This window comes from Devosia equisanguinis, from assembly GCF_900631955.1.
Classification (GTDB): Bacteria; Pseudomonadota; Alphaproteobacteria; order Rhizobiales; family Devosiaceae; genus Devosia; species Devosia equisanguinis.
This window is the reverse complement of record NZ_UZWD01000040.1, coordinates 75,306-88,170: the sequence shown is the minus strand read 5'-3', so window position 1 is coordinate 88,170 and position 12,865 is coordinate 75,306. Positions and strand designations below refer to the sequence as shown.

The window sequence follows — 12,865 nt, the reverse complement described above, 5'->3', positions numbered from 1 at the left end:
GGGCAGGGGCGAGGCGACAAATTGGGGGAGATGACATTTTCTTTTGGGGTTCATGCTCTTGGGTGTTGACACTCTTGCGACAGCCCACCATAAACCGCCCGACGAAACGCACAGCGCTTCGTTTCCTGCCCGGAAATGTGGAGGGGTGGGAGAGTGGTTAAATCCATCAGACTGTAAATCTGACGCCTTAGGCTACACTGGTTCGAATCCAGTCCCCTCCACCACCCGCCCCGGGGCATGCGTCAAACAAGGCGCCAAGGCATGAGCCGCAACAAGTTCCCCCCAAAGCCGAAATACGATCCCGATACCGGGCCGGTCTATCTCTATGGCCTGCACACGGTGCGCGCCGCGCTGGATAATCCATTGCGCATCAAGAAGGCGCTGCTGGCCACGCCCAACGGGCTCAATCGCCTCAAGGAAGGCGGCGAGATCGGCAAGGTCAAGGTCACCGAAACCACCCCCAAGGAGCTTGATCGCCTGCTTGGCGGCGAAGCCGTGCATCAGGGCGTGGCGCTGGAGGTTGATCCGGTCAGCCGCTTCGGCCTCGACGATATCGCCCAGCCCAAGCTCGTGGTGGTGCTCGACCAGCTCACCGATCCGCACAATGTCGGCGCCATCCTGCGCACCGCCTGTGCCTTCGGCGCCGATGCGGTGATCACCACAGCCCGCCATTCGCCGCGCGAGACCGGCGTCATGGCCAAGGCCGCCTCCGGCGCGCTCGATCTTGTGCCGATGATCGAGGTGCGCAATCTGGGCAATGCGCTCGAGACACTCAAGGCCCGCGGCATGACCGTGCTCGGCTTTGATTCCGAGGCCAGCGAGCAGTTGCGTCCGCGCACCGATGACCGGCCGATGGTGGTGGTGATGGGGGCCGAGGGCAAAGGCCTGCGCCAGCGCACGCGTGAGCTTTGCGACGAAATGGTGCGGCTCGACATGCCGGGCCCAATCAAGTCGCTCAATGTTTCCAATGCGGCTGCCATTGCGCTCTTCGCCGCCACAGCGGGACGCGTCTCATGAGCCAGTTCGAGCCCTTCGCCATTGCCCTGCGCCTGTCCGGCGTTACCGTCGACCAGCATGCCCTCGATACCGCCCTCAAGCAATTGAGCGTGCGTTATGAGCCCGAGGATGCCGACAACAGCTTCTATGCCCAGGTCGACGTGCCGGTGAACAATCCCGTCCGCGCCATTCTCGAGCTCGCCGATCGCTCCGGCCCGGCGCTGGCCGCCATGCTCGAGGATCGCCGCATCGGCCGCGCCGTGCTCGATATCGCCTTCGACTATCCCAGCGAAGGCGAATCCATGTCCGCCCGCCTCCCGGCCCACGCCGCCGCCGCCATAGCCACGCTCGGTGTCGATATCGAATTCTCGGTCTATCTGGTCGATGTCGAGGATGACGACGACGACGCCTGAGCGTGCCGCGGGCCGTTTCGCCCGCTGCCGAGACTCATCTCGAATATGGTATTGGTCAGGGCGCGTTGGCGCCCTGAGTTTTTATGAGGCCAGCAGGTCCAGAGCCGACCGCGCATAGGCAGCCCGCGCCGTCCGGGCGATAGCCAGCCGCGCCTCGAGTTCGGCGATTTCCTGGTCCGTTGCCTGCAGCGATGCCTTGAGCTCCATGATTCTGGCATCGTGCGGTTGCGCTTTCGGAGCTCCCGTCTGGATCGGCTTCAGCCGCGTGGCCTCGGCAATCCATTTGAGAGATATGGTCTCGTTGGCATACCAGCGCTTGGCGCGGTATTTGCGGCATTTCTCGATGCCCGCGCGTCGTCCGGCCTCGATGCTGGCCGCCGGCGCGCAGTTCTGCGCCGCCAGCCCGGCGGCGAGCAAGCGGAACAGCGGTTCGGGCATGGCCGGCTCCGCCAGGATCGCTTGGGCCGAGGCGAAGCGGTCGCCGCGGGTCATGGCCACCATGTAGTCGGTGGGCTCGCGGACCGAGGCTATGCCGAACTCGTTGATGTGAATCACCGGGCAATAGGGGGCGAGCTCGGGCAGCAGATGGTTGGGATAGGTCCTCCCGCCCCAATAGAGCTGCACGATTTCCCGGAAATGGCCGAAATCGCGGATGGCGTTGAGGTCGGCCTCCGCAAAGGGCAGGATTTCCACCTTGGGCTTGGTCGGGGTCACCGTGTCGTTGGAAACGTCGACATAGAGCGTGCCGAGCTGAAAGGCGTTCTGGAAGAACTTGCCGCGCAGATCCCCCCAGACACGCCGGAACACGCCGCCGGCGGCCATATAGTTCACATAGGCGCGGCGGCCCTCGCCGGCCAGGCCGTCGAAATGCGGCTGGCTTCTGTCGCGCACTGCGTGTTCGGCAGCGCGGGCGATTTCAAGGCATTGGCCGAGCGGGTAGGGCTTGCCCAGCTTACTCGGTTGCCGCGCCTCCATGATCGGGTCCAGCGACAGGCGAACAGCCAGGAAATAGGCTACGAGGGCAGGCAAGGCCGGCTCCAGGAAGCGCTGCGACAACTCGATCTGTAAGGGTGAGGTTACCGGTCTTGGTTCGCTGGGATAAAGCGGACGGCGCGGCGCTGGACGATCCATGACCGCCGCGGCGCCCGAACGTGCTGGAGAGAGCATTTAGTTGGTCACGTCGCCCTGTGTCGGTGTCGCTTGTGCCATGGAGTCCTGCAGGGCCCGGGCATAGGCGGCGCGCGCCGTCTGTGCAATGGCCAGGCGCATCTGCAGTCGGGCGATTTCCTGGTCGGTCACCTGCACATTGTTGATCTGTTCGCGTGCGGCAGCCGGCAGATCGGCAAGCGCGTAGCTACGGCCGTCGATAGTGATTGTTTCAGTCATGGTCCTCTTCTTTTCGCTGGGGCTTTTGGGGCCGAACTTAGGGGGATGCTGGGTCCTTGGCCATGCAAAGCCCGGTGAAAGCTGAGGAAAACACGGCGCGCGTGCCGGCGGCCGCTCATCTTCAACCGGTTTTGCGCAGATCGGTTGACGGAGCCTCTTGCATCAATCCGGCTTTGCCAGTAGACACGGCCTCGCCTGAAGGGGTTTAGCTCAGTTGGTAGAGCATCGGTCTCCAAAACCGAGGGTCGTGGGTTCGAGTCCCCCAGCCCCTGCCAGGCAATTTTCCAGACATCTGTGGTCTTGATGTGACGTCTATCTGCGCAGAACTTGGCGTGGACAGTCGCTGCTGAACTTGCCAGCTTTATGCCCTGGGTCGAATCAGGGGGGGGCGCCGGTGCAGGCCATATTGTCTTTGCCATTCGTGGCTTATCTGGCCGTCTTGTTTGCATTCGCGCTGATCTGCCTCGGCCTTGGCCTGCTGGTGATCCGCGGCATCCGCACCTATTCGCCCAACGTCACAGAGCAGGTGCCTATCGCCGCCTTTCTGGGCATGGTCTCCACCGCATGGGCACTATCGCTGGGTTTTGCAGCCTCCGATATCTGGGCCCTCAATGCCCGCGCCGACCATGTGGCCCTGTCAGAGCGCTCGGCGATCACCAGGCTGATGGGTGTGTCGGAACCCGGGGCGCTGGACCTGCCGGAGATTTATCAATCCGCGAAGGACTATGCGCACGCGGCGATGCAGTTGGAATGGATCGATGGGCATAACCGCGCCGCCAATCCAACCGTGGACAAGGCAGTGCAGTCCATCCGCCTGGCCATCATCCAGATGACGCGGGACGGCGCCAACAGTGCCTTGATCGCCAAGATCGTGCGGGACTTCGACGAGTTACAGGACGCCCGCAATGAGCGCTTGGCCATCGGGCAAAGCGTCGTTGACGAGACGAAGTGGTATCTGGTCATCAGCCTCACCATCCTCGCCACCATCAATATCGCGCTTACTCATGCCGCGGTGCCCAAGGCCGGGCGCAATGCGTTGATGCTGTTCTCGGTGGTGGTGTTCGTGAGCCTCGCCATATTGGGTCTGCATTCCGACCCGTTCCTGGGGGTCAAATTGCAGCTGAGCTCCTCCATCATCGGGGAGACGCCGATCTAGGGTTTTCAGGTTTTTGGCGGGACAGGCGCCACGATCCCCATTCCGCCCTCGGGCTCGACCCGAGTGCCCGTCGGCGAGCCACCGCTGTATTCGCGCGCATGGAGCATGGCCCTGGGGCAAGCCCGAGGGCGGCACGGTGCGGGGGAGGCAGTGTGCTGACTGGCGGCCCCCACGCGCGCGCTGCCTTAAGGGGGAGGCGCAACAGAGCCGCATCAGCCACAGCGTGAACTTATCGAGCGGATATGAAGCACGGGGAAGCTCCGCTCATGATCGAGCAGGGTTCCCTAAGCCATCGCCTGTTGAGGCCGCCTATTCGGCTGCGACCGGGACCTTGTCCTGGTGACGGGCCTTGAGCCTATTGAGCTGGTGGGCGGCGTGGGAGAGCAGGGCGGTGCGCACCTGGTCGGAGGTGACACGGCCGCAATCGGCCTTGACCTTGAGATCGAGCGCGTATTCCATGCGATTGCCCATGAAGGTTTCGCGGATTCGCACGCGAACCAGACCGCGCACCCGGTTCGGCAATGCCGCATCCGGGCCGTAGTGCATGAGCTGGCAGCCGATGACCTCAAACGACATGGCGTCCTCCGTGCCACGATTTCGTCGCATTTCAATCCAAATGCAACGCGGTCCGACACGCAAGGACTTTCCACATACTTTTGCACTTATCGTTAAGGGCGGTGGAAAAGCCTCACGCGGCGCGGCGCGCAGAATCTGGGCGAGGGCTGTTGCATTGTGCGGTCAAAGTCTCTAGATACGCCCCAATCTCCAGCCGTGCGGGATTCCTGCGCGGCCTTTGGTTTTGCACCAAAACACCCAAGAGTTGATTTGCCCATGGCCCGTCCGAACCCAGTCCAGTTTCTTCAACAGGTTCGCTCGGAAGTCAGCAAGGTCACCTGGCCGGGCCGCAGCGAAGTCGTGATCTCGACGATCATGGTTCTCGTTCTGGTTGCCTTTGCCAGCCTGTTCTTCCTGGCGGCTGACCAGATCATCTCCTGGCTTGTGTCTTTGATGCTGTCGATCCGCTAGTCGGGTCTTTTTCAGGTTTTTTGGGAGCGGCGACCCTTTCATGGCCAAGCGCTGGTATATCGTTCAGGCGTATTCGAACTTCGAGCGCAAGGTGGCGGAAGACATCCGTCAGAAGGTTGCGCAGAAGAAGCTCGACCACCTGTTTGAAGATGTGATCGTGCCGACCGAAAAGGTCGTCGAGATCCGTCGCGGCCGCAAGGTCGACACGGAGCGCAAGTTCTTTCCCGGCTATGTGCTGGTGAAGATGGACATGACCGACGAGGCGTTCCATCTGATCAAGAACACGCCCAAGGTCACCGGCTTCCTCGGTGCCGACAACAAGCCCATGCCGATTTCCGAGCGTGAGGCGATGTCGATCCTGCAGCAGGTGCAGGAGGGCGTGGATCACCCCAAGCCGTCCGTCAGCTTCGAGGTCGGCGAGAATGTCCGCGTGTCGGATGGCCCCTTCGCCAGCTTCAACGGCGTCGTCGAAGAGGTGGACGAGGAGCGTTCGCGCCTCAAGGTCGAGGTGTCGATCTTCGGTCGCCCCACTCCGGTGGAGCTCGAATACGGTCAGGTCGAAAAGATCTGATCCCAGCGTTTTTGGCGTCAGCCAAAAATCGCACCCGGCCTTTTGGTGCAAGCCAAAATGGTCCAGCGGTTTTGGCGTTAGCCTGAAATCGCAACAGAATTCCGGCGTGAGCCGGAGACTGTCGGGTTCGCCCGGCAAAACCCGTGGAAGGGGATGGCGGTCGCCAAGCCGCCTATGCACTCCGAACCACGGCCTTATCGGTCGCTTGTGACCACTGAGAGGATAAAATGGCAAAGAAAATCACTGGCTATGTCAAGCTGCAGGTGCCGGCCGGTTCGGCCACACCGTCCCCGCCGATCGGCCCCGCGCTGGGTCAGCGCGGTCTGAACATCATGGAATTCTGCAAGGCCTTCAACGCGGCTACGCAGGAAATGGAAAAGGGTTCGCCCATTCCGGTGGTGATCACCGCCTATGCGGACAAGAGCTTCACGTTCGAGATGAAGCAGCCGCCCGTCACCTACTTCATCAAGAAGGCCGTCAACCTCAAGTCCGGTTCGAAGAACCCGGGCAAGGAATCGGCCGGCACCATCACGACGGCTCAGCTGCGTGACATTGCCGAGAAGAAGATGAAGGATCTCAATGCCGACAATATCGACGCCGCCGTGTCGATGATTGCCGGTTCCGCCCGTTCCATGGGCATCCAGGTCGAGGGCTGATAACAATGGCAAAGATCGCAAAGAAGGTCGCCGCCGGCCGTGAAGGCATCGACCGCACCAAGCTCTATTCGCTTCAGGACGCCGTCAAGCTGGTGAAGTCCAAGGCTTCCGCCAAGTTCGACGAGACCGTCGAGATCGCGATGAATCTGGGCGTCGACCCGCGTCACGCCGACCAGATGGTCCGTGGCGTCGTCAACCTGCCCAACGGCACTGGCAAGACCGTCCGCGTCGCCGTGTTCGCCCGTGGCGCCAAGGCTGACGAAGCGAAGGCCGCTGGTGCTGACATCGTCGGCGCCGAAGACCTGCTCGAGACCATCCAGGGCGGCAAGCTCGATTTCGATCGCTGCATTGCCACGCCGGACATGATGCCGCTGGTTGGCCGTCTCGGTAAGATCCTGGGCCCGCGCAACCTGATGCCGAACCCCAAGGTCGGCACCGTGACCATGGACGTCAAGGGTGCTGTCGGTGCTGCCAAGGGTGGCGCTGTCGAGTACCGCGTCGAGAAGGCTGGTATCATCCATGCCGGTATCGGCAAGGTCTCGTTCTCCGAAGACGCACTGCTGGAAAACATCAAGGCGTTCACCGACGCCGTCGTGAAGTCCAAGCCGGCTGGCGCCAAGGGCACCTATGTCAAGAAGGTCGCCGTTTCCTCGACCATGGGCCCAGGCGTCCATGTCGAACCCGGCACGGCCATCTAAGCCGCATTGCTCTGAACGCAGCATGAGCCGCCCTCGGGCTTGACCCGGGGGCAATTCATGGCTAAGTGCCGCGCTCAGACTTGCCCTTGGATGCAATCCGGGGCCGCATGGTGGGTGACATCATCTCACGCACCACAAAATTCCGGGCGGTTCGCCGTCCGGTGTTTCAGCCGCGGGCTTCGGCCCAGAGTTGAAAAGTCCTGTCCGAGACTGCCGGTCGGCGTCATGCCGTTAATTCCAGATGGAGCCAGCAATAGACGGGGTGAGCACCGATCTCAGGCCGCAAGGCCCTTTCGGTTCGAACCTAAGCCAGTTGCCCCCTGGGGCACTCGGTTGGCAGGCACCTAACCGTTGTTCCCCGGTCCGATGAGGGCAGGGGGCAGCAATTGGCAATGGTCCCTGCATGCTCTCGGGCATTCTGGGCCTAGTCTAGTGGAGACTAGCATGGAAAAAGCGGAAAAGCGCGAAGTCGTAGCGTCGCTCCAGGAAGCCCTCGCGGGCGCTGGATCGATCGTCGTCGCGCAGAACGTTGGTCTTTCCGTTGCTGCGTTCACTGATCTGCGCGTGCAGGTCAAGAAGGCAGGCGGCAAGGTCAAAGTCGCCAAGAACCGCCTTGCCAAGCTCGCTCTTAAGGAAGTCGATGTCGCGGACATCTCGGGCCTGTTTACCGGCCCGACCGTGATTGCCTACGCAGAAGATCCGATCGTTGCGCCGAAAATCGCAGCGGCATTCGCCGATAAGAACCAAAAGTTCGTTATCCTCGGCGGTGCAATGGGTCCGACGGTTCTCGACGCTGCTGGCGTCAAGACCCTGGCCACTCTGCCCTCGCTCGACGAACTGCGCGCGAAGCTCGCAGGTCTGGTCAAGCAGCCGGCAACCAACATCGCTTCCATTCTCGTGCAGCCGGGCGCGGGCATTGCTCGCGTTCTCAAGGCTCACGCCGAAAAGAGCGAAGCGGCATAAGCCGTTCCGACCAAACAACCCTGTTCGAACTGAACTCAAATCTGAAAAGAGTATAAAATGGCCGATCTCGCCAAGCTCGTTGATGACCTCTCTGCCCTGACCGTTCTGGAAGCTTCCGAACTGTCCAAGATGCTCGAAGAAAAGTGGGGCGTTTCCGCCGCTGCTCCGGTTGCTGTTGCTGCCGCTGCTGGTCCGGCTGCTGCCGCCGCTGAAGAAAAGACCGAATTTGACGTGATCCTCGCCTCCTTCGGCGACAACAAGATCAACGTCATCAAGGAAGTCCGCGCCATCACCGGCCTGGGTCTCGGCGAAGCCAAGGCCCTGGTTGAAGGTGCTCCGAAGGCTGTCAAGGAAGGTGTCACCAAGGCTGAAGCCGAAGACATCAAGAAGAAGCTGGAAGACGCTGGCGCCAAGGTCGAACTCAAGTAAGTTCGTCTTTTGCCTTGAAAAATGCGAAATGGCGCTTTATGTGCCATTTCGCTTCTTCGTTTCTACGGAAGCGATTCGTCGGGCCGATTGGATGGGTCTGACGCCAATTTGCGGAAATATATGACGATTTTTGATGTCACGGGCACGTGCAAGCCTCTGATGCCTCGCTGTGGGACTGTCCTGCTGCGGGGAGTTAGCTGCTGATCACGTCGTTGTGATCTCACTCCCCGGGCTCGGGGTGGGATTTTTTGTGCCATCGGATTGAGCCCGACGACGAATAGACCGGGCATATAACCCGATATCCGACGGCTGATTGTCGGGTCTTTGGTTATCTGCCTCCGAGACAAGCGTATTGGGCCATCCTTGTGCTGCGAGCCGTGAGGTTCGGGGCAGGGGTGGTTCGAGCAATTTCAAGCAGGAGCTTTCATGGCTACCACGTTCAACGGCCGCCGCAAGGTTCGCAAGTCCTTCGGGTCCATCCGCGAAGTCACGGACATGCCCAACCTGATCGAAGTCCAAAAGGCTTCCTATGATCAGTTTCTGATGGTCAACGAGCCCAAGGGCGGTCGTTCCGATGAGGGACTGCAGTCCGTGTTCCGCTCGGTGTTCCCCATCACCGACTTCTCGAACACTGCCAGCCTCGAATTCGTGCGTTACGAATTCGAACAGCCTAAATATGACATCGAAGAGTGCCGTGCGCGCGACATCACGTTTGCTGCCCCGCTCAAGGTGACGCTGCGGCTGATCGTGTTCGAAGTGGACGAGGAAACCGGCGCCCGTTCGGTCAAGGACATCAAGGAGCAGGACGTCTATATGGGCGACATGCCCTTCATGACGTCGAATGGCACCTTCATCGTCAATGGCACCGAGCGCGTCATCGTTTCGCAGATGCACCGTTCGCCTGGCGTGTTCTTTGACCACGACAAGGGCAAGACCCATTCCTCGGGCAAGCTGCTGTTCGCTGGCCGCATCATTCCCTATCGCGGTTCCTGGCTCGATATCGAATTCGACGCCAAGGACATCGTCTATGCGCGTATCGACCGTCGCCGCAAGATTCCGGTCACCTCGCTGCTCAAGGCGCTTGGCATGGACGCCGAGGAAATCCTCGCGACCTATTACAACACCCTGCAGTACGAAAAGACCGAGAAGGGCTGGCGCGTTCCCTACGATGCCGAGAAGTGGAAGGGCGCCAAGCCGACCCACGACCTGATCGACGCCACCACTGGCGACGTCGTGCATGAGGGTGGCAAGAAGCTCTCCGCTCGCCAGGCCAAGAAGTTGGCCGAGAACGGCCTTACCCACCTCTTGGCCGTCGATGCCGACCTCTTCGGCATGTATCTGGCCGAAGACCTGGTCAACCTCAAGACCGGTGAGATCTACGCCGAAGCCGGCGACGAGATCGACGAGAAGCTGCTTACCAAGCTGGTCGATATGGGCTTTGACGAGCTGCCGCTGCTCGACATCGACCACATCACCATTGGCGCCTATATCCGCAACACGCTGGCCGTGGACAAGAATGAGAGCCGCGAAGACGCTCTGTTCGACATCTACCGCGTCATGCGTCCGGGTGAGCCGCCGACCGTCGAAACTGCCGAAGCCATGTTCCAGTCGCTGTTCTTCGACAGCGAGCGCTATGACCTGTCTGCGGTCGGCCGCGTCAAGATGAACATGCGCCTTGAGCTCGACGCTCCGGACACCATGCGCACGCTGCGCAAGGAAGACATTGTCGAAGTCGTCCGTACCTTGGTCGACCTCCGCGATGGGCGTGGCGAAATCGACGACATTGACAATCTCGGCAACCGCCGCGTTCGTTCGGTCGGCGAACTCATGGAAAACTCCTATCGCCTTGGCCTGCTCCGCATGGAGCGCGCCATCAAGGAGCGCATGAGTTCGGTCGAAATCGACACGGTGATGCCGCAGGACCTGATCAACGCCAAGCCGGCTGCTGCCGCCGTGCGCGAGTTCTTCGGCTCCTCGCAGCTGTCGCAGTTCATGGACCAGACCAATCCGCTCTCGGAAATCACCCATAAGCGTCGTCTTTCGGCGCTTGGACCTGGTGGTCTCACCCGTGAGCGTGCGGGCTTTGAAGTCCGCGACGTGCATCCGACCCATTACGGCCGTATCTGCCCGATCGAGACGCCGGAAGGCCCGAATATCGGCCTGATCAACTCGCTCTCGACCTTTGCCCGCGTCAACAAGTACGGTTTCATCGAGACTCCGTACCGCAAGATCGTCGACGGCAAGCTGACCGAGGATGTGGTCTATCTCTCCGCCATGGAAGAGGCCAAGCACTACGTCGCCCAGGCCAACGTGCAGTTCAACGCTGACGGCACGCTGAAGGACGACCTGGTCGTGGCGCGCCATGCTGGTGACAACGGCCTGACGCCCAAGGAAAATGTCGACCTGATGGACGTTTCTCCCAAGCAGATGGTGTCGGTTGCCGCCTCGCTGATCCCGTTCCTTGAAAACGACGACGCCAACCGCGCTCTGATGGGCTCGAACATGCAGCGTCAGGCCGTGCCGCTGCTGCGCGCCGAAGCTCCGTTCGTGGGCACCGGCATGGAGCCCGTCGTGGCCCGTGACTCCGGCGCCGCTATCGTGGCCAAGCGGACCGGTATCGTGGACCAGGTGGACGCGACCCGTATCGTTATTCGTGCAACGGAAGAAACCGATGCATCGAAGTCGGGCGTCGACATCTACAACCTGATGAAGTTCCAGCGTTCGAACCAGTCGACCTGTATCAACCAGCGTCCGCTGGTTGTGGTGGGTGACCACATCAATGCCGGCGACATCATTGCCGACGGCCCGTCGACGGAACTGGGCGATCTCGCTCTGGGCCGCAACGTGCTCGTCGCCTTCATGCCCTGGAACGGCTACAACTTCGAAGACTCCATCCTGCTTTCCGAGAAGATCGCGATGCAGGACGTCTTCACCTCGATCCATATCGAGGAATATGAAGTCATGGCCCGCGACACCAAGCTTGGTCCGGAAGAAATCACGCGCGACATTCCGAACGTCTCGGAAGAAGCTCTGAAGAACCTCGACGAAGCCGGTATCGTCCATATCGGTGCCGAGGTCATGCCGGGCGACATTCTGGTCGGCAAGATCACCCCCAAGGGTGAATCGCCGATGACGCCGGAAGAAAAGCTCCTCCGCGCCATCTTCGGCGAAAAGGCTTCCGACGTTCGCGACACCTCACTCCGCGTGCCCCCGGGCGATGCTGGTACTGTCGTTGAAGTGCGCGTGTTCAATCGCCACGGCATCGACAAGGACGAGCGCGCCATGGCCATCGAGCGCGAGGAAATCGAACGCCTCGCCAAGGACCGTGACGACGAACAGTCGATCCTCGACCGTAACGTCTATGCACGTCTGAAGGAAATGCTGTTCGGCAAGGCCGCGACCGCAGGCCCGAAGGGCTATGTCGTCGGCACCAAGCTCAATGACTCCATCTTCGAAGCGCAGCCGCGGTCGAAGTGGTGGCAGTTCGCGGTCGATGACGACAAGGTCATGACCGAGATGGAAGCCCTTCATGCTCAGTATGAAGAGAGCCGTCGTCTGCTCGAACAGCGTTTCATCGACAAGGTCGACAAGCTGCAGCGCGGTGACGAACTTCCGCCGGGCGTGATGAAGATGGTCAAGGTCTTCATCGCCACCAAGCGCAAGATCCAGCCGGGCGACAAGATGGCCGGCCGTCACGGCAACAAGGGCGTTGTTTCGCGTATCGTGCCGGTGGAAGACATGCCGTACCTGGAAGACGGTACGTCGGTTGACATCGTGCTCAACCCGCTGGGCGTGCCGTCGCGCATGAATGTGGGTCAGATCCTCGAGACACATCTGGGCTGGGCTTGCGCCGGCATGGGCAAGAAGATCGACCAGATGGTTCGCGCCTATCACGCTAAGGGCGATCTCAAGCCGCTGCGCGCCGAGATCAAGGAGCTGTTTGCCAATGACGAGGCCATTACCGACCTCGACGATGACGGCATGCTGCGCCTGGGCGAACACCTCTCCAAGGGTGTGCCGATCGCGACGCCTGTGTTCGATGGGGCCAAGGAAGCCGACATCGTGGTCATGCTCGAGCGGGCAGGGCTGAAGCCGTCGGGTCAGTCGACTGTCTTCGACGGCCGTACTGGTGAGCAGTTCGACCGTCAGGTGACGGTGGGCTACATCTACATGCTCAAGCTCGACCACCTGGTGGACAACAAGATCCACGCCCGTTCCATCGGTCCTTACTCGCTCGTTACCCAGCAGCCGCTGGGCGGCAAGGCGCAGTTCGGTGGCCAGCGCTTCGGCGAGATGGAGGTGTGGGCCCTCGAAGCATATGGCGCCGCCTATACGCTGCAGGAAATGCTCACCATCAAGTCAGACGACGTGGCCGGCCGTACCAAGGTCTACGAAGCCATCGTGCGTGGCGACGACACCTTCGAGGCGGGTATCCCCGAGAGCTTCAACGTTCTCGTCAAGGAAATCCGCTCGCTGGGTCTCAATGTCGAGCTGGACAATCGGGAGCTTGCGGCTCCGCAGAGCGAGGCCGAAGGCGAACTCGCTCCTCCTCAGGAAGCGGCGGAATAATC

At 61.1% G+C, this 12,865-nt stretch carries 13 protein-coding genes and 2 tRNA genes; 12 read left to right on the top strand and 3 right to left on the bottom strand.

The features are described from left to right. The first annotated feature begins 139 nt into the window (after positions 1-139). The 3 genes from DEVEQU_RS17065 to DEVEQU_RS17055 all read left to right on the top strand — a co-directional run bounded on the left by DEVEQU_RS17065 (position 140) and on the right by DEVEQU_RS17055 (position 1,409). Positions 140-224 (top strand) — tRNA-Tyr (locus DEVEQU_RS17065). A 37-nt stretch (positions 225-261) separates the two neighbouring features. Beyond that, on the top strand, positions 262-1,017 hold the full coding sequence (gene rlmB / locus DEVEQU_RS17060) for a 23S rRNA (guanosine(2251)-2'-O)-methyltransferase RlmB (protein WP_223214279.1): 756 nt from the start codon (positions 262-264) through the stop codon (positions 1,015-1,017). Continuing rightward, positions 1,014-1,409 carry a hypothetical protein gene (locus DEVEQU_RS17055; protein WP_126151803.1) on the top strand — a complete coding sequence of 132 codons (396 nt, stop codon included), beginning with the start codon at positions 1,014-1,016 and terminating at the stop codon, positions 1,407-1,409. The genes rlmB and DEVEQU_RS17055 overlap by 4 nt, the downstream gene beginning before the upstream one ends. Positions 1,410-1,490: 81 nt before the next feature. Here DEVEQU_RS17055 and DEVEQU_RS17050 read toward each other — a convergent pair whose 3' ends face one another. Beyond that, on the bottom strand, positions 1,491-2,438 hold the full coding sequence (locus DEVEQU_RS17050) for a hypothetical protein (protein ID WP_126151802.1): 948 nt from the start codon (positions 2,436-2,438) through the stop codon (positions 1,491-1,493). A 138-nt stretch (positions 2,439-2,576) separates the two neighbouring features. Then, positions 2,577-2,795: a DUF6447 family protein gene (locus tag DEVEQU_RS17045; protein ID WP_126151801.1), complete on the bottom strand. Its 219-nt coding sequence runs from the start codon at positions 2,793-2,795 to the stop codon at positions 2,577-2,579. Positions 2,796-2,994: 199 nt separating this feature from the next. On the opposite strand from DEVEQU_RS17045, the gene DEVEQU_RS17040 reads away from it, so the two are divergent. Then, positions 2,995-3,070: transfer RNA gene (locus DEVEQU_RS17040), tRNA-Trp, on the top strand. A gap of 131 nt (positions 3,071-3,201) precedes the next feature. Continuing rightward, a complete protein-coding gene (locus DEVEQU_RS17035; RefSeq protein ID WP_126151800.1) occupies positions 3,202-3,951 on the top strand; it encodes a bestrophin-like domain in 750 nt (249 codons plus the stop codon). A gap of 309 nt (positions 3,952-4,260) precedes the next feature. Here DEVEQU_RS17035 and DEVEQU_RS17030 read toward each other — a convergent pair whose 3' ends face one another. Further along, positions 4,261-4,527 carry a hypothetical protein gene (locus DEVEQU_RS17030; protein WP_126151799.1) on the bottom strand — a complete coding sequence of 89 codons (267 nt, stop codon included), beginning with the start codon at positions 4,525-4,527 and terminating at the stop codon, positions 4,261-4,263. A 255-nt stretch (positions 4,528-4,782) separates the two neighbouring features. Between DEVEQU_RS17030 and secE the strand changes: the two genes are divergently transcribed. From secE to rpoB, 7 genes are all read left to right on the top strand, one after another. Next, complete coding sequence (gene secE, locus DEVEQU_RS17025) at positions 4,783-4,977, top strand: preprotein translocase subunit SecE (protein ID WP_126151798.1); 195 nt, start codon at positions 4,783-4,785, stop codon at positions 4,975-4,977. A 40-nt stretch (positions 4,978-5,017) separates the two neighbouring features. After that, complete coding sequence (gene nusG / locus DEVEQU_RS17020) at positions 5,018-5,548, top strand: transcription termination/antitermination protein NusG (protein ID WP_126151797.1); 531 nt, start codon at positions 5,018-5,020, stop codon at positions 5,546-5,548. 227 nt (positions 5,549-5,775) lie between these two features. Further along, on the top strand, positions 5,776-6,204 hold the full coding sequence (gene rplK / locus DEVEQU_RS17015; protein ID WP_126151796.1) for a 50S ribosomal protein L11: 429 nt from the start codon (positions 5,776-5,778) through the stop codon (positions 6,202-6,204). A 5-nt stretch (positions 6,205-6,209) separates the two neighbouring features. Continuing rightward, positions 6,210-6,902, top strand: a complete 693-nt coding sequence (rplA, locus tag DEVEQU_RS17010; protein WP_126151795.1) for a 50S ribosomal protein L1 — start codon at positions 6,210-6,212, stop codon at positions 6,900-6,902. A gap of 444 nt (positions 6,903-7,346) precedes the next feature. Next, on the top strand, positions 7,347-7,865 hold the full coding sequence (rplJ, locus tag DEVEQU_RS17005) for a 50S ribosomal protein L10 (protein WP_126151794.1): 519 nt from the start codon (positions 7,347-7,349) through the stop codon (positions 7,863-7,865). A 57-nt stretch (positions 7,866-7,922) separates the two neighbouring features. Then, positions 7,923-8,294: a 50S ribosomal protein L7/L12 gene (gene rplL / locus DEVEQU_RS17000; RefSeq protein WP_126151793.1), complete on the top strand. Its 372-nt coding sequence runs from the start codon at positions 7,923-7,925 to the stop codon at positions 8,292-8,294. Between the two features lie 426 nt (positions 8,295-8,720). Further along, positions 8,721-12,863, top strand: a complete 4,143-nt coding sequence (rpoB, locus tag DEVEQU_RS16995) for a DNA-directed RNA polymerase subunit beta (RefSeq protein ID WP_126151792.1) — start codon at positions 8,721-8,723, stop codon at positions 12,861-12,863. Positions 12,864-12,865: the final 2 nt, after the last annotated feature.

What these genes read in the sequence shown, in the direction of transcription:
- rlmB (WP_223214279.1), top strand. Translation starts at nt 262, where the DNA reads ATGAGCCGCAACAAGTTCCCCCCAAAGCCGAAATACGATCCCGATACC.
- DEVEQU_RS17055 (WP_126151803.1), top strand. Translation starts at nt 1,014, where the DNA reads ATGAGCCAGTTCGAGCCCTTCGCCATTGCCCTGCGCCTGTCCGGCGTT.
- DEVEQU_RS17045 (WP_126151801.1), bottom strand. Translation starts at nt 2,795, where the DNA reads ATGACTGAAACAATCACTATCGACGGCCGTAGCTACGCGCTTGCCGAT.
- DEVEQU_RS17030 (WP_126151799.1), bottom strand. Translation starts at nt 4,527, where the DNA reads ATGTCGTTTGAGGTCATCGGCTGCCAGCTCATGCACTACGGCCCGGAT.
- secE (WP_126151798.1), top strand. Translation starts at nt 4,783, where the DNA reads ATGGCCCGTCCGAACCCAGTCCAGTTTCTTCAACAGGTTCGCTCGGAA.
- nusG (WP_126151797.1), top strand. Translation starts at nt 5,018, where the DNA reads ATGGCCAAGCGCTGGTATATCGTTCAGGCGTATTCGAACTTCGAGCGC.
- rplK (WP_126151796.1), top strand. Translation starts at nt 5,776, where the DNA reads ATGGCAAAGAAAATCACTGGCTATGTCAAGCTGCAGGTGCCGGCCGGT.
- rplA (WP_126151795.1), top strand. Translation starts at nt 6,210, where the DNA reads ATGGCAAAGATCGCAAAGAAGGTCGCCGCCGGCCGTGAAGGCATCGAC.
- rplJ (WP_126151794.1), top strand. Translation starts at nt 7,347, where the DNA reads ATGGAAAAAGCGGAAAAGCGCGAAGTCGTAGCGTCGCTCCAGGAAGCC.
- rplL (WP_126151793.1), top strand. Translation starts at nt 7,923, where the DNA reads ATGGCCGATCTCGCCAAGCTCGTTGATGACCTCTCTGCCCTGACCGTT.
- rpoB (WP_126151792.1), top strand. Translation starts at nt 8,721, where the DNA reads ATGGCTACCACGTTCAACGGCCGCCGCAAGGTTCGCAAGTCCTTCGGG.